The 17,856-nt window shown below is 70.9% G+C and carries 16 protein-coding genes and 2 tRNA genes; 11 read left to right on the top strand and 7 right to left on the bottom strand.

The annotated features are described in order from the left end of the window. Positions 1 to 182 precede the first annotated feature (182 nt). From hemC to BM393_RS21295, 6 genes are all read left to right on the top strand, one after another. Positions 183 to 1,112 carry a hydroxymethylbilane synthase gene (gene hemC / locus BM393_RS21270; protein ID WP_091732475.1) on the top strand — a complete coding sequence of 310 codons (930 nt, stop codon included), beginning with the start codon at positions 183 to 185 and terminating at the stop codon, positions 1,110 to 1,112. Then, a complete protein-coding gene (locus tag BM393_RS21275; RefSeq protein WP_091732477.1) occupies positions 1,112 to 1,975 on the top strand; it encodes a uroporphyrinogen-III synthase in 864 nt (287 codons plus the stop codon). The genes hemC and BM393_RS21275 overlap by 1 nt, the downstream gene beginning before the upstream one ends. Next, entirely contained in the window at positions 1,972 to 3,111 is a 1,140-nt protein-coding gene (locus BM393_RS21280; RefSeq protein WP_254783551.1) for a uroporphyrinogen-III C-methyltransferase, read from the top strand. Before BM393_RS21275 ends, BM393_RS21280 begins: the two co-directional genes overlap by 4 nt. Before the next feature lie 10 nt (positions 3,112 to 3,121). Beyond that, complete coding sequence (locus BM393_RS21285) at positions 3,122 to 4,369, top strand: heme biosynthesis HemY N-terminal domain-containing protein (protein WP_091732480.1); 1,248 nt, start codon at positions 3,122 to 3,124, stop codon at positions 4,367 to 4,369. Between the two features lie 84 nt (positions 4,370 to 4,453). Then, positions 4,454 to 4,530, top strand: a tRNA-Arg gene (locus BM393_RS21290). A gap of 109 nt (positions 4,531 to 4,639) precedes the next feature. Next, positions 4,640 to 4,716 (top strand) — tRNA-Arg (locus tag BM393_RS21295). A gap of 114 nt (positions 4,717 to 4,830) precedes the next feature. On the opposite strand, the gene BM393_RS21300 is transcribed toward BM393_RS21295, so the two are convergent. Further along, the gene (locus BM393_RS21300) at positions 4,831 to 5,940 is read right to left on the bottom strand and encodes a CaiB/BaiF CoA-transferase family protein (protein ID WP_091732483.1); all 1,110 of its coding nucleotides are present in this window, start codon (positions 5,938 to 5,940) and stop codon (positions 4,831 to 4,833) included. Positions 5,941 to 6,047: 107 nt separating this feature from the next. Here BM393_RS21300 and greB point away from each other — a divergent pair, with 107 nt between their 5' ends. Further along, on the top strand, positions 6,048 to 6,617 hold the full coding sequence (gene greB, locus BM393_RS21305; RefSeq protein WP_091732486.1) for a transcription elongation factor GreB: 570 nt from the start codon (positions 6,048 to 6,050) through the stop codon (positions 6,615 to 6,617). Positions 6,618 to 6,700: 83 nt separating this feature from the next. On the opposite strand, the gene BM393_RS21310 is transcribed toward greB, so the two are convergent. Continuing rightward, positions 6,701 to 8,965: a bifunctional (p)ppGpp synthetase/guanosine-3',5'-bis(diphosphate) 3'-pyrophosphohydrolase gene (locus BM393_RS21310; protein WP_091732489.1), complete on the bottom strand. Its 2,265-nt coding sequence runs from the start codon at positions 8,963 to 8,965 to the stop codon at positions 6,701 to 6,703. A gap of 247 nt (positions 8,966 to 9,212) precedes the next feature. Between BM393_RS21310 and BM393_RS21315 the strand changes: the two genes are divergently transcribed. The 4 genes from BM393_RS21315 (at position 9,213) to BM393_RS21330 (ending at position 12,246) form a co-directional block, all read left to right on the top strand. Further along, positions 9,213 to 9,719, top strand: a complete 507-nt coding sequence (locus BM393_RS21315) for a hypothetical protein (RefSeq protein WP_141225429.1) — start codon at positions 9,213 to 9,215, stop codon at positions 9,717 to 9,719. 148 nt (positions 9,720 to 9,867) lie between these two features. Then, entirely contained in the window at positions 9,868 to 10,122 is a 255-nt protein-coding gene (locus tag BM393_RS21320) for a hypothetical protein (RefSeq protein WP_091732496.1), read from the top strand. 181 nt (positions 10,123 to 10,303) lie between these two features. Beyond that, entirely contained in the window at positions 10,304 to 11,401 is a 1,098-nt protein-coding gene (locus BM393_RS21325) for a sensor histidine kinase (protein WP_091732499.1), read from the top strand. A 17-nt stretch (positions 11,402 to 11,418) separates the two neighbouring features. After that, complete coding sequence (locus BM393_RS21330) at positions 11,419 to 12,246, top strand: LytTR family DNA-binding domain-containing protein (protein ID WP_254783552.1); 828 nt, start codon at positions 11,419 to 11,421, stop codon at positions 12,244 to 12,246. Between the two features lie 63 nt (positions 12,247 to 12,309). Here the strand turns inward: BM393_RS21330 and BM393_RS21335 are convergent, their stop codons facing one another. The 5 genes from BM393_RS21335 to kynB all read right to left on the bottom strand — a co-directional run bounded on the left by BM393_RS21335 (position 12,310) and on the right by kynB (position 17,714). Continuing rightward, positions 12,310 to 12,591, bottom strand: a complete 282-nt coding sequence (locus tag BM393_RS21335; RefSeq protein ID WP_141225430.1) for a hypothetical protein — start codon at positions 12,589 to 12,591, stop codon at positions 12,310 to 12,312. A 271-nt stretch (positions 12,592 to 12,862) separates the two neighbouring features. After that, entirely contained in the window at positions 12,863 to 14,680 is a 1,818-nt protein-coding gene (locus BM393_RS21340; protein WP_091732510.1) for an aminopeptidase P family protein, read from the bottom strand. A 121-nt stretch (positions 14,681 to 14,801) separates the two neighbouring features. Continuing rightward, positions 14,802 to 15,704, bottom strand: coding sequence for a tryptophan 2,3-dioxygenase (gene kynA / locus BM393_RS21345; RefSeq protein ID WP_175538457.1), 903 nt, complete (start codon positions 15,702 to 15,704; stop codon positions 14,802 to 14,804). After that, on the bottom strand, positions 15,701 to 17,005 hold the full coding sequence (gene kynU, locus BM393_RS21350; protein ID WP_091732513.1) for a kynureninase: 1,305 nt from the start codon (positions 17,003 to 17,005) through the stop codon (positions 15,701 to 15,703). Before kynU ends, kynA begins: the two co-directional genes overlap by 4 nt. Before the next feature lie 73 nt (positions 17,006 to 17,078). Next, on the bottom strand, positions 17,079 to 17,714 hold the full coding sequence (kynB, locus tag BM393_RS21355; RefSeq protein WP_091732517.1) for an arylformamidase: 636 nt from the start codon (positions 17,712 to 17,714) through the stop codon (positions 17,079 to 17,081). Between the last annotated feature and the right edge of the window lie 142 nt (positions 17,715 to 17,856).

A 17,856-nucleotide genomic window follows, 5' to 3' on the forward strand; every position in this document is an offset into this window, starting at 1 on the left:
ACTGGTGATGTAACGGAGTTACCTCCGGTTCACTTTAGCAGTTTCTCCGTGCGCGGCCCGCACGGCGGCGTGGCGCGGACGCCGCGACTCGCTCCGGGATCGCGCAAGCGACGCTTCGCGGCAAGCGGTGGTCCCCGGGGGCGGGGAGAAACGCCGTGCCTGCTCGGCTAGCATCCCGCCCCATGAACCAAGAATTCGTGATCGCCACGCGCGAGAGCCGGCTGGCGTTGTGGCAGGCCGAACATGTGCAGGCCCTGCTGCGCGCACGGGGGTTGGCGGTGCGGCTGCTGGGCATGACCACCCGAGGCGACCAGATCCTGGATCGCACGCTGTCCAAGGTCGGCGGCAAGGGCCTGTTCGTCAAGGAGCTGGAAACGGCGCTGGAGGACGGTCGCGCCCAGCTCGCGGTGCATTCGCTCAAGGACGTGCCGATGGAGCTGCCGGCGGGTTTCGTGCTCGCCGCGGTGCTGGAGCGCGAGGATCCGCGCGACGCGCTGGTGTCCGCGAAGTACGACAGCCTCGCCGCGCTGCCGCAGGGTGCCTGCGTCGGCACCTCCAGCCTGCGCCGCGTGACGCAGCTGAAGAACATGCGGCCGGACCTGCGCATCGAGCCGGTGCGCGGCAACCTCGACACGCGGCTGCGCAAGCTCGACGAGGGCCAGTACGACGCGATCGTCCTGGCCGCCGCCGGCCTCAAGCGCCTGCAACTCGAGGGCCGGATCCGCCAGTACTTCGGCGTCGACGAGATGATCCCGTGCGCCGGACAGGGCGCGCTGGGCATCGAGATCCGCGCCGGGCAGGCGCCCCTGGCCGAGCACCTGGCCGCCCTGGCGCACGCGCCCACCTGGCTGGCCGCGGCCGCCGAACGCGCGGTGTCGCGCGAGCTCGGCGGCAGTTGCTCGATGCCGCTGGCCGCGCACGCGGTCTGGGCGGCTGACGGCCGGCTGACGCTGTCCGCCGCCCTGGGGCACCCGACCCAGCCGGAGCGGGCCCTGCTGCGGGCGGAGACGGCCGCGATCGTGTCCGACCTGGGCCAGGCCGAGGGGCTGGGCGTCGCCGCCGCGAACGCGCTGCGCGAGCGGGGCGCCGCCGAGTACCTGAAGGACGCCTGATGCCGGGCGAGGTCGCCCCGGTCCGACTGCTGCTGACCCGTCCCCGGGCCCAGGCCGACGACTGGGTCCGGCGGATGGCGGCGCTGGACGTGCCCACCGCCTCGCTGCCGCTGATCGACATCGCCCCCGCCGCCGATCCTGCCGGCCTGGCGCAGGCGTGGTCGGCGCTGCCGGCGACGGATCTGGCGATGTTCGTCAGCCCCAATGCCGTCGAGCATTTCTTCGACCGGTGCCGCGCGGACGGCGGCCAGGACGCATGGCCCGACCGGACCTGGGCCGCCACGGTGGGCCCCGGCAGCGCGCGCGCGCTGGTCGAGCGCGGCGTGCCCGAGGCCCGCATCGTCCAGCCGCCGGCCGAGGCGGACAGCCTCGATTCGGAACATCTCTGGCCGGAGCTGTGCCGCGTCGCCGGCGCGGACTGGACCGGCCGCCGGGCGCTGCTGGTGCGCGGCGATGGCGGGCGGGAATGGCTCGGCGATCGCCTCCGCGAAGCGGGCGCGACGGTGTCGGCCGTGAGCGTCTACCGCCGCGCCTGTCCCGTCCTCGATGCGCCGGGGCGCCGCCTGCTGCGCGAGGCGCTCGAGGCGCCGGACCGCCATGTCTGGCTCTTCAGTAGCTCGGAGGCCATCGGCCACCTGGATTCCCTCGAACAGGGGACGCGCGATCCCGCCGCCCCCCCGTCCGACCCCCTGCCCATGCCCGCCGACTGGGGGCGGGTGAGGGCACTCGCGACCCATGAGCGGATCGCCGCCCGTGCGCGGGCCCTCGGGGTGGGGCATGTGGTTTTGGTGCGACCCGACGCGGCGGCCGTCGCGGCCGGGTTCCGGATGCTGTCAGGGTCCACCCTAGAATCGCCGACGTGAGCGAGACCAACACCCCAGCGGCCGACGTTTCGTCGCCCCACAAGCCCGTCCGGCAATCCGGCGCCACGCTGACCCAGGCCGTCGTGGCCGGCGTCGGCCTCGTGGCCCTGCTGGCCCTCGGCCTGGCCTGGCAGAGCCAGCAGCGGCTCAAGCAGGTCGAACAGGAACTCGTCCGGCGCCAGGACAGCAGCCAGAGCGAGGCCAACATCGCCCGCGACCAGGCGCGCCAGGCCCAGGACCTGAGCCGCGACACCGCCGCCAAGGTCGCGCTGCTCGACGCGCGGCTGGCCGAGGTGGCGGTGCAGCGCGAGCAGCTCGAGGGGCTGATGCAGTCGATGAACCGGTCGCGCGACGAGAACGTCGTCGGCGACATCGAGGCCTCGCTGCGGGTCGCGATGCAGCAGGGCACGATCACCGGCAGCGCCGAGCCGCTGGTGGCCGCGCTGCGCCAGGCCGACGAGCGGCTGGCGCGCTACAAGCAGCCGCGCCTGGAGGGCGTGCGCCGCGCCGTCACGCGGGATCTGGAACGGATCAAGGCGGTCAGCGTCGTCGACGTCTCGACGCTGACGATCAAGCTCGACGAGGTGGTGCGCCAGGTCGACGACCTGCCGCTGCTGGCCGTGGCCCAGCCCGGCCGCGAAGGCGCGGCGCCGCCGCAGGCCTCGGCCAGCGCGGCGGCGGTGAAGCCGGTCGCGGCGCGCCGGCCGGCGTCCTCGGCGTCGCTCGCCGCCGCCGACGGCGAGCCGGGCTGGTGGTCGCGCCTGTGGGACCAGGCCGGCGAGCGCTGGACCCACTTGTCGGGCGAAGTCTGGCGCGAGGCCCGCGGGCTGCTGCGCGTGACGCGCATCGATCATCCGGAGGCGGCCCTGATCGCGCCGGAGCAGGCCTTCTTCCTGCGCGAGAACCTCAAGCTCAGACTGCTCAACGCCCGCCTGGCACTGCTGAGCCGGCAGTTCGACACCGCGCAGGTCGACCTGCGCGAGGCGCAGGCGATGCTGGACCGCTACTTCGACGCGCGTTCGCGCAAGCTGTCCCAGACGGTGGAGCTGCTGCGCCAGGTGCAGGGCCAGTCCCGCCAGGTCAGCGTGCCGCGGCCCGACGACACGCTTGCCGCGCTGAGCGCGGTGGCCCGCTGAGGAGATCGCCATGCGGATGGTGATCTGGCTGGTGCTGCTGTTCGTCGCGGCCGTGGTCGCGGCGCTGACGCTGGGCAACAACGACGGCCTGGCCAGTTTCTACTGGCGCGGCTGGCGGATGGACCTGTCGCTCAACCTGTTCCTGCTGCTGCTGGTGGCGGGCTGCTTCGCGCTGATGACGCTGATGCAGACGCTGGATGCGCTGCTGACGCTGCCCAAGCGCGCGCGGCTCTGGCGCATGGCCCAGCGGGAGCGCAGCGCGCAGGTCGCGCTGCGCGAGGCCTGGGCCGAGTACTTCGGCGCGCGCTACAGCCGCGCCGAGAAGGCGGCGCAACGCGCGCTCAACATCCAGTCGCAGACGCCGGACCTGGCGCAGGACGGCGCGTTCATGGCGCTGGCGCACCTGGTGGCCGCGCAGAGCGCGCACAAGCTGCAGGACCGGCGCAACCGCGACGAGCACCTGCGCCAGGCGCTGCAGGTGGCGGCGACCTCGGCCGGCGCGCGGGTGCAGGAAGAGGGCGCCCGGCTGCTGGCGGCCGAATGGGCGCTCGACGACCGGGACGCGCCGCGCGCGCTCGGCCTGCTGGGCGAACTGACGCCCGGCGTGGCGCGCCGCACCCAGGCGCTGCGGCTGAAGCTGCAGGGCAGCCGGCTGGCGCATCAGCCGCTGGAGGCGCTGCGCACCGCGCGCCTGCTGGCCAAGCACCAGGGCTTCTCGAAGTCGGCGGCGCAGGGGCTGTTGCGCTCACTGGCCTGCGAGGCGCTGGAGACCGCACGCGACATCGATCAGCTGCGCGCGGTCTGGCAGCAGCTGGATGCGTCGGACCGGCGCGACGTGTTCGTCGCCGCGCGCGCGGCGAACTGCGCGGCGGCCCTGGGCGCGCCGGAGGATGGCCGCGGCTGGCTGCGTCCGTTCTGGGAAGCGATCACGGAGCAGGGCGCCGATGAGCGCCAGGCCCTGGCCGAGGCGCTGGTGCTGTGCACGCCGGGGCTGGGCCCCGAATGGCTGCAGCGCCTGGAGGGCGCGGTGCAGCGTTTCCCGCGCGACGGCACGATGGCGCTGGCCCTGGGCCACGCGCTGGCGGAGCGCCAGCTGTGGGGCAAGGCGCGCCTGATGCTGGAGCAGGCGGCGGAGGACCGGGAACTGTCCGTCGCCGCGCGTCGCCGCAGCTGGCTGCGCCTGGCGGAGATGGCCGACCAGGACGACGACGGCGAGCGCCGCGCCCGCTGCTTCGAGGCGGCGGCGCGTCTGGGTTGAAGCACCGCGACCGGTCGCCCGAAGGATTTTTCGGGGAGATTCTTGCGGACCTCCAAAAACGCATGCTATAGTCGCAGTCTTTCAGCGGCTGTAGCTCAGTTGGATAGAGTACTTGGCTACGAACCAAGGGGTCGTGGGTTCGAATCCTGCCAGCCGCGCCAGAAAAACTGTTGAATCCCAGGGCAACCGAAGATTCGGCAACAAAGAAGAAGCAACAACAAAAACCTGGAATCGCTTCCACGACGGCGGTTCCTGATCAGTAAAAGTCGTGCGGCTGTAGCTCAGTTGGATAGAGTACTTGGCTACGAACCAAGGGGTCGTGGGTTCGAATCCTGCCAGCCGCGCCAAATCGAAAGGCCAGTGTTGAAAAACACTGGCCTTTTTCTTTGCCTGATTCATTTCCGCCCTGCGCTTGTTTGCCGAAGACGGTTCCTGAATACCGACCGGATATCTGGGACCGGTTATCCGGTGCGAATATCGTCCGACTCGGATAAACCCGGCGGCATATTCGTCGCCACGGCCGCCGGACCGGGCATTGCCGGCGTGCGAGAGAGTTTCGGCGCCGGCATCGGCCACGCCAGCCCATCCTGCATGAAGAAGTTGCGCCGCGCCTGATGCTGCGGGTGCAGGGGCGCCTCGGAGGCCGTCAGCACGGGCGCGACGCAGGCATCGCTGTCCTCGAACACCGCGGCCCAATGCGCCAGCGGCTGTTCGCGGATCAGCGCCGCCACCCGCTCGCGCAGCGCCGGCCACTGGCTCGGATCGTCCTGCGCCGGGACCGGCGTCAGGCCCAGGCGCTCCATCAGTTCGCGGTGGAAGGGCGCCTCGATGGCGCCCAGCGACAGCCAGCGCCCATCGGCGCATTCGAAGCTGTCGTAGAAATGCGAGCGGTGCAGGAAGAAGTTGCGTTCCGGGTCCTCGTCCCATCGGCCGCCCGCGCGCAGCGCCTGGATCAACGTTCCCATGTAGCCGACGCCGTCGATGATCGCGGCGTCCACGACCTGGCCCCGACCGGAGCGACGCGACTCCCAGAGCGCGCACATCAGCCCGAACAGCATCGTCAACGCGCCACCGCCGACGTCGCCCAGCAAGGTGGCCGGCAGCGCAGGCGCCTGTCCCGGCCGACCCGCGAAAGGCATCAGCCCGCTGAGCGCCACGTAGTTGATGTCATGTCCGGCGGTGCGCGCCAGCGGGCCGGTCTGGCCCCAGCCGGTCAGCCGCGCGTAGACCAGCCTCGGATGCGCCGCCAGCAGCGTGTCGGGACCCAGCCCCAGCCGCTCCATCACGCCGGGCCGGAAGCCCTCGACCAGCGCATCGGCCTGCGCGATCAGCTCCCGCACCCGGGCCAGCCCGTGCGCTGACTTCAAGTCCGCCTGCACCACCTGCTTGCCGCGGTTCAGCGCGGCGCCGCCGCCAAGACGCTGCTCGCCGCCGGGTCGCTCCACCACGGTGACGGTCGCACCGAAGTCCGCCAGCACCAGCCCCGCGAAGGGCGCCGGCCCGATGCCCGCGAACTCGACGATCTTCAATCCGGCCAAGGGGCCGCTGCCGGTTTCCGTCGTGTCGCTCATGCCTCGGTGCCTCCGGGGGGATGGGGCGCGACACCATACCGCGTTCGCGCGCGGGGCTCCGTCGTCCCTCGCGCGGCCACCGTGGAAGGGCGACACAATCCAACCCCATGAGCAAGGCATTCACCAAGGAAAACGACGCCGCCCCGGACGACGACGAGGACGACGGCCCCTCGCTGCCGGCGCTGCCCAAGGGCTCTCGCAACTACATGACGCCGGCGGGCTACGCGCGCTTGCGGGCGGAGTTCATGCAGCTGCTCGATGTCGAGCGGCCCAAGATCGTCGAGACCGTCTCCTGGGCCGCGAAGAACGGCGATCGTTCCGAGAACGGGGACTACCTCTACGGCAAGAAGCGCTTGCGCGAGATCGACCGCCGGCTGCGCTTCCTGACCAAGCGGCTGGACATCGCGGAGGTCGTCGATCCCAGCGCGCACCACGGCAGCGACCAGGTCTTCTTCGGCGCGACGGTGACCTATGCCAATGCCAAGGGGGAAGAGCGCACCATCACCATCATGGGCATCGACGAGGCGGACAGCCTCGCGGGCGAGGTGAGCTGGGTGTCGCCGATCGCGCGCACGCTGCTCAAGGCGCGCGAGGGCGACGAACTGCAGCTCGTCACGCCGGTCGGCGTCGAGACGATCGAGGTCGTCGAAGTCCGTTATCCAAAGCCCGGCGCCTGACTCGCGGCCGTCGGCCGAAAGCGGAGGCATGCGGGCCTTGAGGCCCGCATGCTCCGATTGCCGCGCGCTTGGTCAGGGCGCGATCACGGCTTGACGCGCCAGACCCGCATCACCGCGCTCGAGCGCTTGAGCGTGCGCAGGGTGTCGGCCAAATGCAGCCGGTCACGCACCGCGAGCAGCAGTGTCATTTCCGCCGTCTCCCGCTGCTGCGAGTCGTCGCTCATGGCGATGTGGGTGATGTCGGCCTCGGCGCTGCTGACCGCCGTCGCGATCTGCGCGAGCACGCCCTTGCCGTTGCGCATCAGCACGCCGACCTCGGCCTCGAAGCTGCGCGTCAGTTCCTCCGCCCAGCCGACCGCGATCCAGTGCTCGCTGTCGCGCTGGAACAGCCGGCGGCCCACCGAGCATTCCGCGGTGTGCACCACCAGGCCCTCGCCGCGGCCCAGGTAGCCCTTGATGTCGTCGCCGGGGATCGGCCGGCAGCAGGTGGCCAGCCGCACCGACGCGCCTTCGCTGCCGTCCAGCAGCACCTGGCCCTGGGCCGGCGCGTCGTCGGTGGCGAAACGGCCCATCGTCAGCAGCACCGCGTCCGGACGCTGCCCCTGGTCGGACAGGGTGCGCGCCAGCTTCTTGGCCACGATGGTGGCGATCTTGCGACCCAGGCCGATCTCGACGAGCAGTTCGTCGACATGGCGGTTGCCGGCCCAGCGCGCCAGGTCCTGCCACAGCGCGGCGGCGGCCTCGTCCTCTTCCTTCAGGCTGGGCAGCGCCAGGCCCTCGGCGCGCAGCGCCTGGGCCAGCATCTTGTGGCCGAGCTCGCGCGATTCTTCCTGCTCCAGGTTCTTCAGGAAATGGCGGATCTTGGAGCGCGCACGCCCGGTGCGCACGAAGCTCAGCCAGGCCGGATTGGGACGCGCGCCCGCGGCGGTCACGATCTCGATCACGTCGCCGCTGCGCAGCTCGGTGCGCAGCGGCACCGGCTCGCCGTTGACCTTGGCGGCGACGCAGTGGTCGCCGACGTCCGAGTGGATCGCGTAGGCGAAGTCCACCGGCGTCGCGCCCTTGGGCAGCGCCATGATCTTGCTCTTGGGCGTGAACACGTAGACCGCGTCGGGGAACAGGTCGATCTTGACGTGCTCCAGGAACTCGGTCGCGTCGCGGGTCTCGTCCTGGATGTCCAGCAGCGACTGCAGCCAGCGCGAGCCCAGCTGCTGCGCGCCCTTGGCGTCGCCCTTGCTCTTGTAGAGCCAGTGCGCGGCCACGCCTTTCTCGGCGACCATGTGCATCGCCTCGGTCCGCATCTGGAATTCCACCGGCGTGCCCAGCGGGCTGACCAGCGTCGTGTGCAGCGACTGGTAGCCGTTGGGCTTGGGGATGGCGATGTAGTCCTTGAATCTGCCCGGCTGCGGCTTGTAGAGCTGGTGCAGCACGCCCAGCGACCAGTAGCACTGGGGCAGGTCCTGCACGATCACGCGGAAGCCGAAGATGTCGCTGACCTGCGCGAAGCTCAGGTGTTTCTCGCGCATCTTCTTGTAGATGCTGAACAGCGTCTTCTCGCGGCCCTGGATCTCGACGCGCAGGTTGGCCTCGGAGAAGGCCTTCTGGACGTCGCGTTCAATGCGCGCGACCAGGTCGCGGCGGTGGCCGCGCGCCTTCGTCACGGCCTTGGCCAGCGCCCCGTGGCGCCACGGATGGATGTACTGGAAGGAGAGTTCCTGCAGCTCGCGGTAGATCTCGTTCAGGCCCAGCCGGTGGGCGATCGGCGCGTAGATGTCCAGGGTCTCGCGGGCGATGCGGCGGCGCTTGTCGAAGGCCATGTGCTGCATCGTGCGCATGTTGTGCAGCCGGTCGGCCAGCTTGATCAGGATGACGCGCACGTCGCGCGCCATCGCCAGCAGCATCTTGCGGAAGCTCTCCGCCTGCGATTCCTCGCGCGTCGAGAACTGCAGCTTGTCCAGCTTGGTCAGGCCGTCGACCAGTTCCGCCGTCGGCGCCTCGAAGCGCTCGATCAGTTCCGTCTTGGTGACGCCGCAGTCCTCCATCGCGTCATGCATCAGCGCGGCCATGATGGCCTGCGCGTCCAGGCGCCAGTCGGCGCACAGCCCGGCCACCGCGATCGGATGGGTGATGTAGGGCTCGCCGCTGGCGCGGAACTGGCCCAGGTGGGCCTCGTCGGCGAACTTGTAGGCCTCCCGGATGCGCTTGACGTCCGCCTTGGGCAGGTAATGCAGGCGGTCCACGAGCGCGTCGAAGGACGACGCCTCGGCGGCCGTGTCCGGCGCGGTCCGGGGACCGGCCAGGCCCGTCAGGCCGGGGATGTGAGCGGTGGCGAAGGAGCGGAGACCCATGCGTGGAAATTTAACCGATGGCAGCAGGGGTTTCCGACGAGTGGACTTGAGCCTCCAGGCGCCCGCGCGTCGCCAGACCGAGGGTTTTCACCTATCAAGAAAGTGCGATTCCCTGGAATCGAGGCCTAAAGTCCGGAGATCGCCCGCCGATAAACCGAACATGCCCTGAAGGGGCTTCGACCCGGAATGCGCTCCGGGCCCGGCGTCCGCTGGCCGAAATGTGCGGAAACCTCCTGGGAGGCTCGCCATGATTGCTGCCCTGAACAACATAACGACATCGAATGGTCCCGGTGCGACCACCGGGCAGTCGGCACGCGTGCGCGAAGCCGATGATCCCTCGACCACCTCGCAGGCCGAGGCGTCCGCCGTGGTGAGCCTGTCGCCGCAGGCGGCGAGCCTGGCGGCGTCGGGCGCCGCCGCGCCGGCCCAGGCGACAACCGGTCCGGCCACGGCCGTGCAGACCGCGACCTCGCAGCCCGTGACCGCCGCGCCGCCCGCCCAGCCCGCCGCGACGCAGACCGTCTCGCTGGCGGCCGAGGAGCCGGAGAAATTCCCCGAGCCGATCAGCCTGGTGCCCAACCTGGTCTACGCCGAGGCCGATTCGGACCAGAACGGCGTCATCTCGCCGGCCGAGCGCCGGGCCTACGACGTCGTCCATCCGACCCTGGGCCAGCGCGCGGCGGACGTGCCGCCCAAGCGCGTCGTCGACGCCGAGCTGCGCGAGTACACCGCCATCGCCAACAAGCAGTTCTGATCCACGGGGAGCTTCGCTCCAAAGGGGGGCTCGTCGAGACCTCCCCCTTCCGAGGGCCCTCCTCAGTCGGGTAGGCAGTGCGCGTTCCAGCGCGCAAAGTTGACTCCATCGCGGCCTCACCGGCCGCTGTGCGTTCAAGGAGTCAGCCATGCACTTCGCCGAAGTCGAGACCGGGGACTACCGCATCTATGCCGGGGCGATCGAGCGCCCGCGCCAGTTCGGCTATGTGGCCGCGGTCGTGGTGATGCGGGTCGAGGGTACGCCGGCGCTGAACAAGCGCGAGGCCTTCCGCGACGAGAACCTGGCCGGCGGCTACGGCTGGGCGACGCCGGCCGAGGCGCTGCGCTTCGCGATCAGCGCAGGCAAGGAAGCGGTGATGTGCCGCATCGGGATGTACGCATGAAGGCCGACGCGCTGTTCGAGGACTTCCTCGCCACGCTCCCCCGTGTGGCCGCGCCAGCGGCCCAGCGCGAGCGGGCGATTGCCGGCCCGGCGCCCGTGGCTCAAGCGGCTCAACCCGTGCTTCGTCGCGCGAGACCCGCCGCGCCCTTGGTTCACCGCCGCGCCCCCGCTATCGTGCGGGCATGTCGACCCCGGTCCTTCCCGCCCACCCGCCCGAACCGGCGCATCCGGCCTGGCACGGCTTCGTCTCCTACCTGACGCCGCAGCGGGTCCTGCTGGCGCTCGCGCTGGCCACCGTCTTCGCGCTGGCGCTGCAACCGATCTTCATCACGCCCTTCCCGGTGCTGCTGGGACGGACGATGTTCGTCGGCATGCTGGCGCTGCTGGCCTTTTCCGCGGCCGGCCAGTGGCCGCGCCGGCTGCCGCGCTGGTGGGCGCGCTGGCTGTTCCAGGTGGTCGTGGTCGCGGCGGCCGTGCCGCTGGCCACCCTGGCGGTCTACATGGTCGCCGTCGGCGGCGACTTCTCCAGCTTCGTCGAGTCCGAATCCCGGATGCTCGGCTTCCTCTGGATCGCCGGCTCCGGCCTGGTTGTCGGCCCGCTGCTGGCCATGGGCGCGCTGTACCGCCAGCGCGATGCCGAAGCCCGCAGCCAGGCGCTCAGCTTCGAACTGGAGCGCAGCGAGCTGGAACGCCAGGCGCTGGACGCACGGCTGCGCCTGCTGCAGGCCCAGGTCGAGCCGCATTTCCTGTTCAACACCCTGGCCAATGTCCGGGCGCTGGTAGAAACCGGCTCGCCGCAGGCGGCGCCGGTGTTGCGCAGCCTGATCGCCTACCTGCGCGCCGCGATGCCGCGCCTGCAGGGCGACGCCACCACGCTGTCGGACGAACTGGGCCTGGTGCGCGCCTACCTCGAGTTGATGCACCTGCGCATGCCGGACCGACTGGACTTTTTCGTGGACCTGCCGCCCGAGCTCGGCAGCCTGCGCTTCCCGCCGATGGCGCTGCTGACGCTGGTCGAGAACGCGGTGCGCCACGGCATCGACCCGAGCGAGGAGGGCGGTCGCATCGAGGTCGGCGGCGAGCGCGTCGACGACCAGGTGCGGCTGTGGGTCAGCGACACCGGCGTCGGCATGACGCAGGCGATGGGCCGCGGCACCGGGCTGCGCAACCTGCGTGAGCGCCTGACGCTGTTCTACGGCCTGGGCGCGGCCCTGGCGCTCACCGAGAATCGCCCGCACGGCCTGCGCGCCGAACTGACTTTCACCCCCGCGACGAGATGAGTGCCGCTGCTCCCCCCGTGTCGACCGCGTCGACCGCGCCAACCGCCCTGATCGCCGACGACGAACCGCTGCTGCGCGACAGCCTGCAACGCAGCCTCGCGCTGCTGTGGCCGGAACTGCGCGTCGTCGCGCAGGCGCGCAACGGCCGCGAGGCGGTGGAGATGTTCGAGCTTCACCGGCCCGACATCGCCTTCCTCGACGTCCACATGCCGGGCGTCAACGGCATGGAAGCGGCGCGGCAGATCGCGCGTCAGGCGCAGGTGGTGTTCGTCACCGCCTTCGAGGAATACGCGCTGCAGGCCTTCGAACGCGGCGCGATCGACTACCTCGTCAAGCCGGTCGACGAGGCGCGGCTGGCCGACACGATCGGGCGCTTGAAGGAGCGGCTCGGCGGTCGCCCGGGGCTGGGGGCCGCGCACCCGGCGGCGCTCGAGGCGGTGATCGATGAGCTCTCGCGCCGGATGGCGCGTGCGCCGGCGCTCTCCGTGCCGGCCGGCGGCGCGCTGGCGGCCGACACCGGCCCGCTGCAGTGGATACGCGCCTCGGTCGGGTCGACACTGAAGCTGATTCCGGTCGACGAGATCCTGTTCCTGCGCTCGGACGAGAAGTACACGCTGGTGGTCACCGCCGAAGGCGAGGCGCTGATCCGCACGCCCATCCGTGAACTGATCGAGCGGCTGGACCCGCAGCGCTTCGTGCAGGTCCACCGGTCGGTGGTCGTGAACCTGCACGCGATCAGTCACGTCACCCGTGGCCCCAACGAAACGGCGGACCTCCACCTGAAGGCCCGCCCCGAGGTGCTGCCGGTCAGCCGCAGTTACCTGCATCTGTTCCGGCAGATGTAGCGCGCCGGCGGTCCGGCGCGAGGTCGACGCGAGGCCGGCGCCTGCACGGCGCCGGGTTGATGGTCAGCGCGAGGGCTGCGCCGGTTCAAGCGGCTGGGGCGCCGCCGGCAGCGGCAGGTTCTGGGCCTTGCCCTGCACGACGACCGGCTCCAACTGCCACATCTGGACGCCGACGTTGATCATCTGCACCACCGCCATCACGGCCACCGCGATGACCGCCGCCATCAGGGCGGTGTGCATCGCACCGTCGGAAAAGCGATGCATCGACCGCTCGTCGTTGGTCGGTGAACCGGCGCGTGCGTGGAGGCGCCAGCCGTGCCACGCCTGGGAGAGTCTGGTATCCATGGCTTGCTCCTCGAAGTCCTCTGGTCCTGGTCTCTGCGAGGGCCGTCGGATCGCCCGCCCGGTTCACCGGACATGCCCCGGCGATGAAGACATCGAGCGGCACGCGAGCCGACAGCCTGCAACAAGTCTAGGTGGCGGCTCCAGGGGCTTCCAGCGAGGCCGCGGGTAAAAAAGCGCGGCTCAGCCACGCTTTTTCCCCCTCCGTCGCAAACCCGGTCGCCGGGGGCAGGATCCCGGCGACCGGCGCCGCCGTCAGCAGCGCAAGCGCGGCTCAGCGGCTCAGCGGCTCGGTGCGGGTGTTCAGCCAGGCCAGGGCCTCGCCCTCGACCAGCGGCGCCAGGCGGCGGCGGACCTCGGCGTGATAGGCGTTCAGCCAAGCCAGTTCGTCGTCCGACAGCAGCGCCACCGCGATGCAGCGGGTGTCGATCGGGCACAGCGTCAGCGTCTCGAAGGCCAGCATCTCGCCGAACTGCCCCTTCTCGGGGGTGTCGAAGGACACGTTCAGCACCAGGTTCTCGATCCGCACCCCCCATTGGCCGGGGCGGTAGAGACCGGGTTCGATCGAGGTGATCATGCCGGGCTCCATCGCCATGTTGGCGTCGGGCACGGCCTTGGAGATGCTTTGCGGGCCTTCATGCACGTTCATGAAGTAACCGACGCCATGCCCGGTGCCGTGGCCGTAGTCCAGGCCGTGGGCCCACAGCGGGGCGCGGGCGAGGGCGTCCAGCATCGGGCTGAGCGTGCCGCGCGGGAATGCGGCGCGCGACAGCGCGATCGTGCCCTTGAGCACCAGCGTGTAGTCGCGGCGGTGGTCGTCGGTGATGCGGCCGATCGGCCATACCCGCGTGATGTCGGTCGTGCCGCCCAGGTACTGCGCGCCGGAGTCGATCAGCAGCAGGCCGTCGCCTTCGATCCGGGCGAAGGCGTCCTCGGTGGCGCGGTAATGCGGCATCGCGCCGTTGGCGTTGAAGCCGGCGATGGTCGGGAAGGACAGCCCGACGAAACCCGGTCGTCTGGCGCGCTCGGCGCTCAGGCGTTCGTCGATGGTGAGCTCGGAGATCGCTTCGCCGCGGGCCATCGCCGCCTCGAACCAGGCGTAGAAGGCGCACATCGCCGCGCCGTCCTGCTCCATCGCCTGGCGGACGAATTGCGCCTCGGCGGCGTTCTTGCGGCTCTTGAGCAGCGTGCTGGGGTTGATCGCCTCCATGATGGTGGCGGTCGTGGGCAGCGACTCGCGCAGGCCCAGGGTCACGCGCCGCGGATCGATCAGCACCCGGGCATCAGCGGGCAGGGCGCCGAGCGTGGCGCGCGCGTCGGCATAGGGGGCGATCCGCACGCCATCGGCGGCCAGGCGCTGCGCGAGCGCGGCGTCGATCTTGCCGGGCTGCACGAACAGGGTCGCGCCGTTGGCGTCGAGCAGCGCGTGCGCCAGGAACACCGGGTTGTAGCTGACGTCCGAGCCGCGCAGGTTGAACAGCCAGGCGACGTCGTCGACGCTGGAGATCAGGTGGTGGGTGACGCCGTGCCGCGTCATCGCCTCGCGGACCTGCCGCAGCTTGTCGGCGCGGCCGATGGTGGCCTGCGGCGCGGCGTGCTCGTAGATCGGGGCGTCGGGCAGGCCGGGGCGCTCGTCCCAGGCGTGGTCGATCAGGTCGAGCGTGGTGTCGATGCGCACGCCCTTGGCGCCCATCGCCGCGCGCAGCTGCTGCGCGAGCGCTAGTCCCAGCACCTGGCCGTCGACGACCAGCGTCTGGCCCGGCTGCAGGCGTTCCGCCAGCCAGATGATGTGCTGCACCGACGCGCCGGAGGGAATCTTGAAGAGCGCGATGCCGCTGCCGGCGAGTTCGCGCTCGGCCTGCGTCCAGTAGCGGCTGTCGGCGAAGAGCTGCGCGTCGTCGAGCGTGACGACCAGCGTGCCCATCGAGCCGGTGAAGCCGGAGAGCACCTCGCGCGCCTGCCAGCGGCGCGGCAGGTATTCGGAGAGATGGGGGTCGGCCGAGGGGACCAGGATGGCGTGGGCGCCGGCGTTGCGCAGCGCGTCGCGCAGCCTGACGATGCGCAGCTTGATCTCGGAAAGGCGGGTGTCCATGGCGGGCCTCGACGGGTTGACGGGCATGAAGCGCGGCGGCCGGGTCAGCCGCGCGCCGAAGCCGCCGATTGTAGAAGCGGGGCCCCCATGACTTCCTTCCGCCGGTGCGGCGGCGGTGCGCTCAGAGTTCCGTGCGCAGCGCCCAGAGCTCGGGGAACAACACCACGTCCAGCATCTTGCGCAGGTAGCTGACGCCGCCGGTGCCGCCGGTGCCGCGCTTGAAGCCGATGACGCGCTCCACCGTCGTGACGTGGCGGAAGCGCCAGAGCCGGAAGGCGTCCTCGAGGTCGACCAGTTCCTCGCCCATCTGGTACAGGTCCCAGTGCGCCTTGGGGTCGCGGTAGACCTCCAGCCAGGCGGCCTTCACGCCGTCGTCGGCGGCATAGGGCTGGGTCCAGTCGCGGTCCAGGCGCGCAGCCGGCACCGCGATGCCGCGGCGCTGCATCAGGCGCAGCACCTCGTCGTACAGCGACGGCGCCTCATAGGCGGCCTGCACCTGGGCCAGCAGGTCGGCGCGATGCGCATGCGGCTTGAGCATCGCGGCGTTCTTGTTGCCGAGCATGAACTCGATGCGCCGGTACTGCGCGCTCTGGAAGCCGCTGCTGTTGGAGAGGTAGGGCCGGATGGCCGAATACTCCGGCGGCGTCATCGTGCCGAGCACGTCCCACGCGTGCACCAGCTGCTCCATGATGCGCGACACCCGCGCGAGCATCTTGAAGGCCTCGGGCAGCTGGTCGGCCGCGACGTGGGCGACGGCGCCCTGCAGCTCGTGCAGCATCAGCTTCATCCACAGCTCCGAGGTCTGGTGCTGGACGATGAAGAGCATCTCGTTGTGGTCGGGCGAGAGCGGATGCTGCGCGCTCAGCACCTTGTCCAGGTGCAGGTAGTCGCCGTAGCTCATGTCCTTGGAGAAGTCGAGCTGCGCGCCTTCCTCGCGCACGATCGCCTCGCCGCCCGGCGCCGGGGTGTCGCCCGCGCCGGTTCCCGTGACGGCGCCGGTGCCGTGTCCCATCGGGCAGCTCATGTCACCGCCGCCTTGGTGTTGAAGCGGGCCTCGCGCCATTCGCCACTGGCCAGCACCTGATGCAGATGCTCGACCGCGTCCCACACGTCGGCGAAGCCGATGTACAGCGGCGTGAAGCCGAAGCGCAGGATGTGCGGCACCTGGTCCAGCCGCGCGGGATCGCCGGCGCGGAAGTCGCCGATCACGCCGCGCTCGATCAGCGCCTGCACGACGGCGTAACCGGCCTCGTGCAGCGGCGCCTTCAGCGCCAGGCAGACCTGGCTGCCGCGCTGCGCGGCCTCGCGCGGCGAGACGACGTGGACGCCCTGGGCGCCGCAGCGCTCCTCGGCCAGGCGGGCGAAGAGCTCGGTCAGCGCGATCGACTTTTCGCGCAGCGCGCCCATGCCGCCGAAGGGCTCGGCCGCCAGCAGCGTGTCCACGCCGCACTCGAGCGCCGCCGTCGACAGGATCGCCGGCGTGCCGCAGATGTAGCGCTTGATGCCGGCGGCGGGCGCGTAGTTCGAGGTGAACTGGAACGGCGACGCATGGCCCAGCCAACCCGACAGCGGTTGCCAGAAGCGGTCCGCGTGGCGCGGATGCGCCCAGACGAAGGCCGGCGCGCCGGGGCCGCCGTTGAGGTACTTGTAGCCGCAGCCGATGGCGAAGTCGGCGTCGGCGCCATTCAGGTCGACCGGGATCGCGCCGGCGGAGTGCGCCAGGTCCCAGACGGTCAGCGCGCCGGCGGCGTGCGCCGCGGCGGTGACGGCCTTCATGTCGTGCTTGCGGCCGGTGCGGTAGTTGACCTCGGTCAGCATCAGCACCGCGAGCCGGTCGTTCAGCAGCGCGGGGATCTCGTCGACGTGATCGACCAGGTGCAGCGTCATGCCGTGCTGCTGCGCGAGGCTCTCGGCGATGTAGAGGTCGGTCGGGAAGTTGCTGCGCTCCGACACGATCACCGTGCGGCGACCGGCCGCGTCATCGGCCTGGACGATGCGCAGCGCCGCGCTCAGCACCTTGTAGAGGTTGAGCGAGGTCGAGTCCGCGACGATGGTCTCGCCCGGCGCGGCGCCGATCAGCCGGCCGATCTTGTCGCCGATGCGGCCGGGCAGGTCCATCCAGCCGGCGGTGTTCCAGCTCTTGATCAGGTCGCGGCCCCACTCGTCCGCGATGACCTGCTGCACGCGGGCCGCGGTCGCCTTGGGCATCGCGCCGAGCGAATTGCCGTCGAGGTAGAGCGTGCCCGCAGGCAGCGAGAACTGGTCCTTCAGCGTCGCCAGCGGATCGGCGGCGTCCAGGGCCAGGCAGTCTTGTCTTGTCGTCATGGGGGTTCCAGACCAATGCAAGGGGAAGGTGGAAGGGAAGGGGATGGCGGCGGCGCGAGGATCGGCGGCCCGCTCAGAGCGGGCGCAGCACCGCGCGCACGGGCGACGCGCAGGCGCCGGCCAGCTTCAGCGGCAGCGCGATCAATTCATAGTCGCCCTCGGGCACGTCGTCGAGCACCAGGTTCTCGAGCACGCGCAGGTCCAGGCGCAGCAGGCGCTGGTGGCTGTCCAGCGTCTTGCTGGTGGCGGGATCGACCGAGGGCGTGTCCAGGCCGATCAGCTTCACGCCGCGCGCCGCGAGCCACTCGACGGTCTCCGGCGCATAGGCGCTGAACTCGGGATTCCAGACCGTGTCGGCGCGCTCGTTGCAGCGCACCAGCACGCGCGGCGGCAGGTCGTGCGCGGCGTGCTCGAGGTGCTCGACGCGGATCAGCGGGCCGCAGCCGATCGCATGGATCACGCGGCAGGGGCCGAGGTAGGGATCGAGTGCGACTTCCGCGGCGCTCGCGACGCCGTCGGCGTAATGCAGCGGGGCGTCGGCATGCGCGCCGACATGCGGGGACATCGTGATCGCGCTCAGGTTCACCGGGCACTCCGGCGACAGCCGGGCGGTCCACTTCAGCGCGTAGGGCTCGTCGCCGGGAAAGATCGGCGCGTCGGGCGCCACCACCGGCGAGATGTCCCACAGGGACGGGCGTGTTGACTTCATCTGTTGCTCCTGCCGGCCTTGGGCACGACGGCGCGCACCTTAGCGCCGGGTCGGAGGCCGTGGTGTCGGTTAATTCCAACAAGGCGGCATCGTTTCCGCAAGCCGCCCGGCCTCACGACGCCGATGGGCTCAGGGTTATCCA

Source organism: Mitsuaria sp. PDC51, assembly GCF_900113225.1.
Lineage (GTDB): Bacteria > Pseudomonadota > Gammaproteobacteria > Burkholderiales > Burkholderiaceae_C > Roseateles.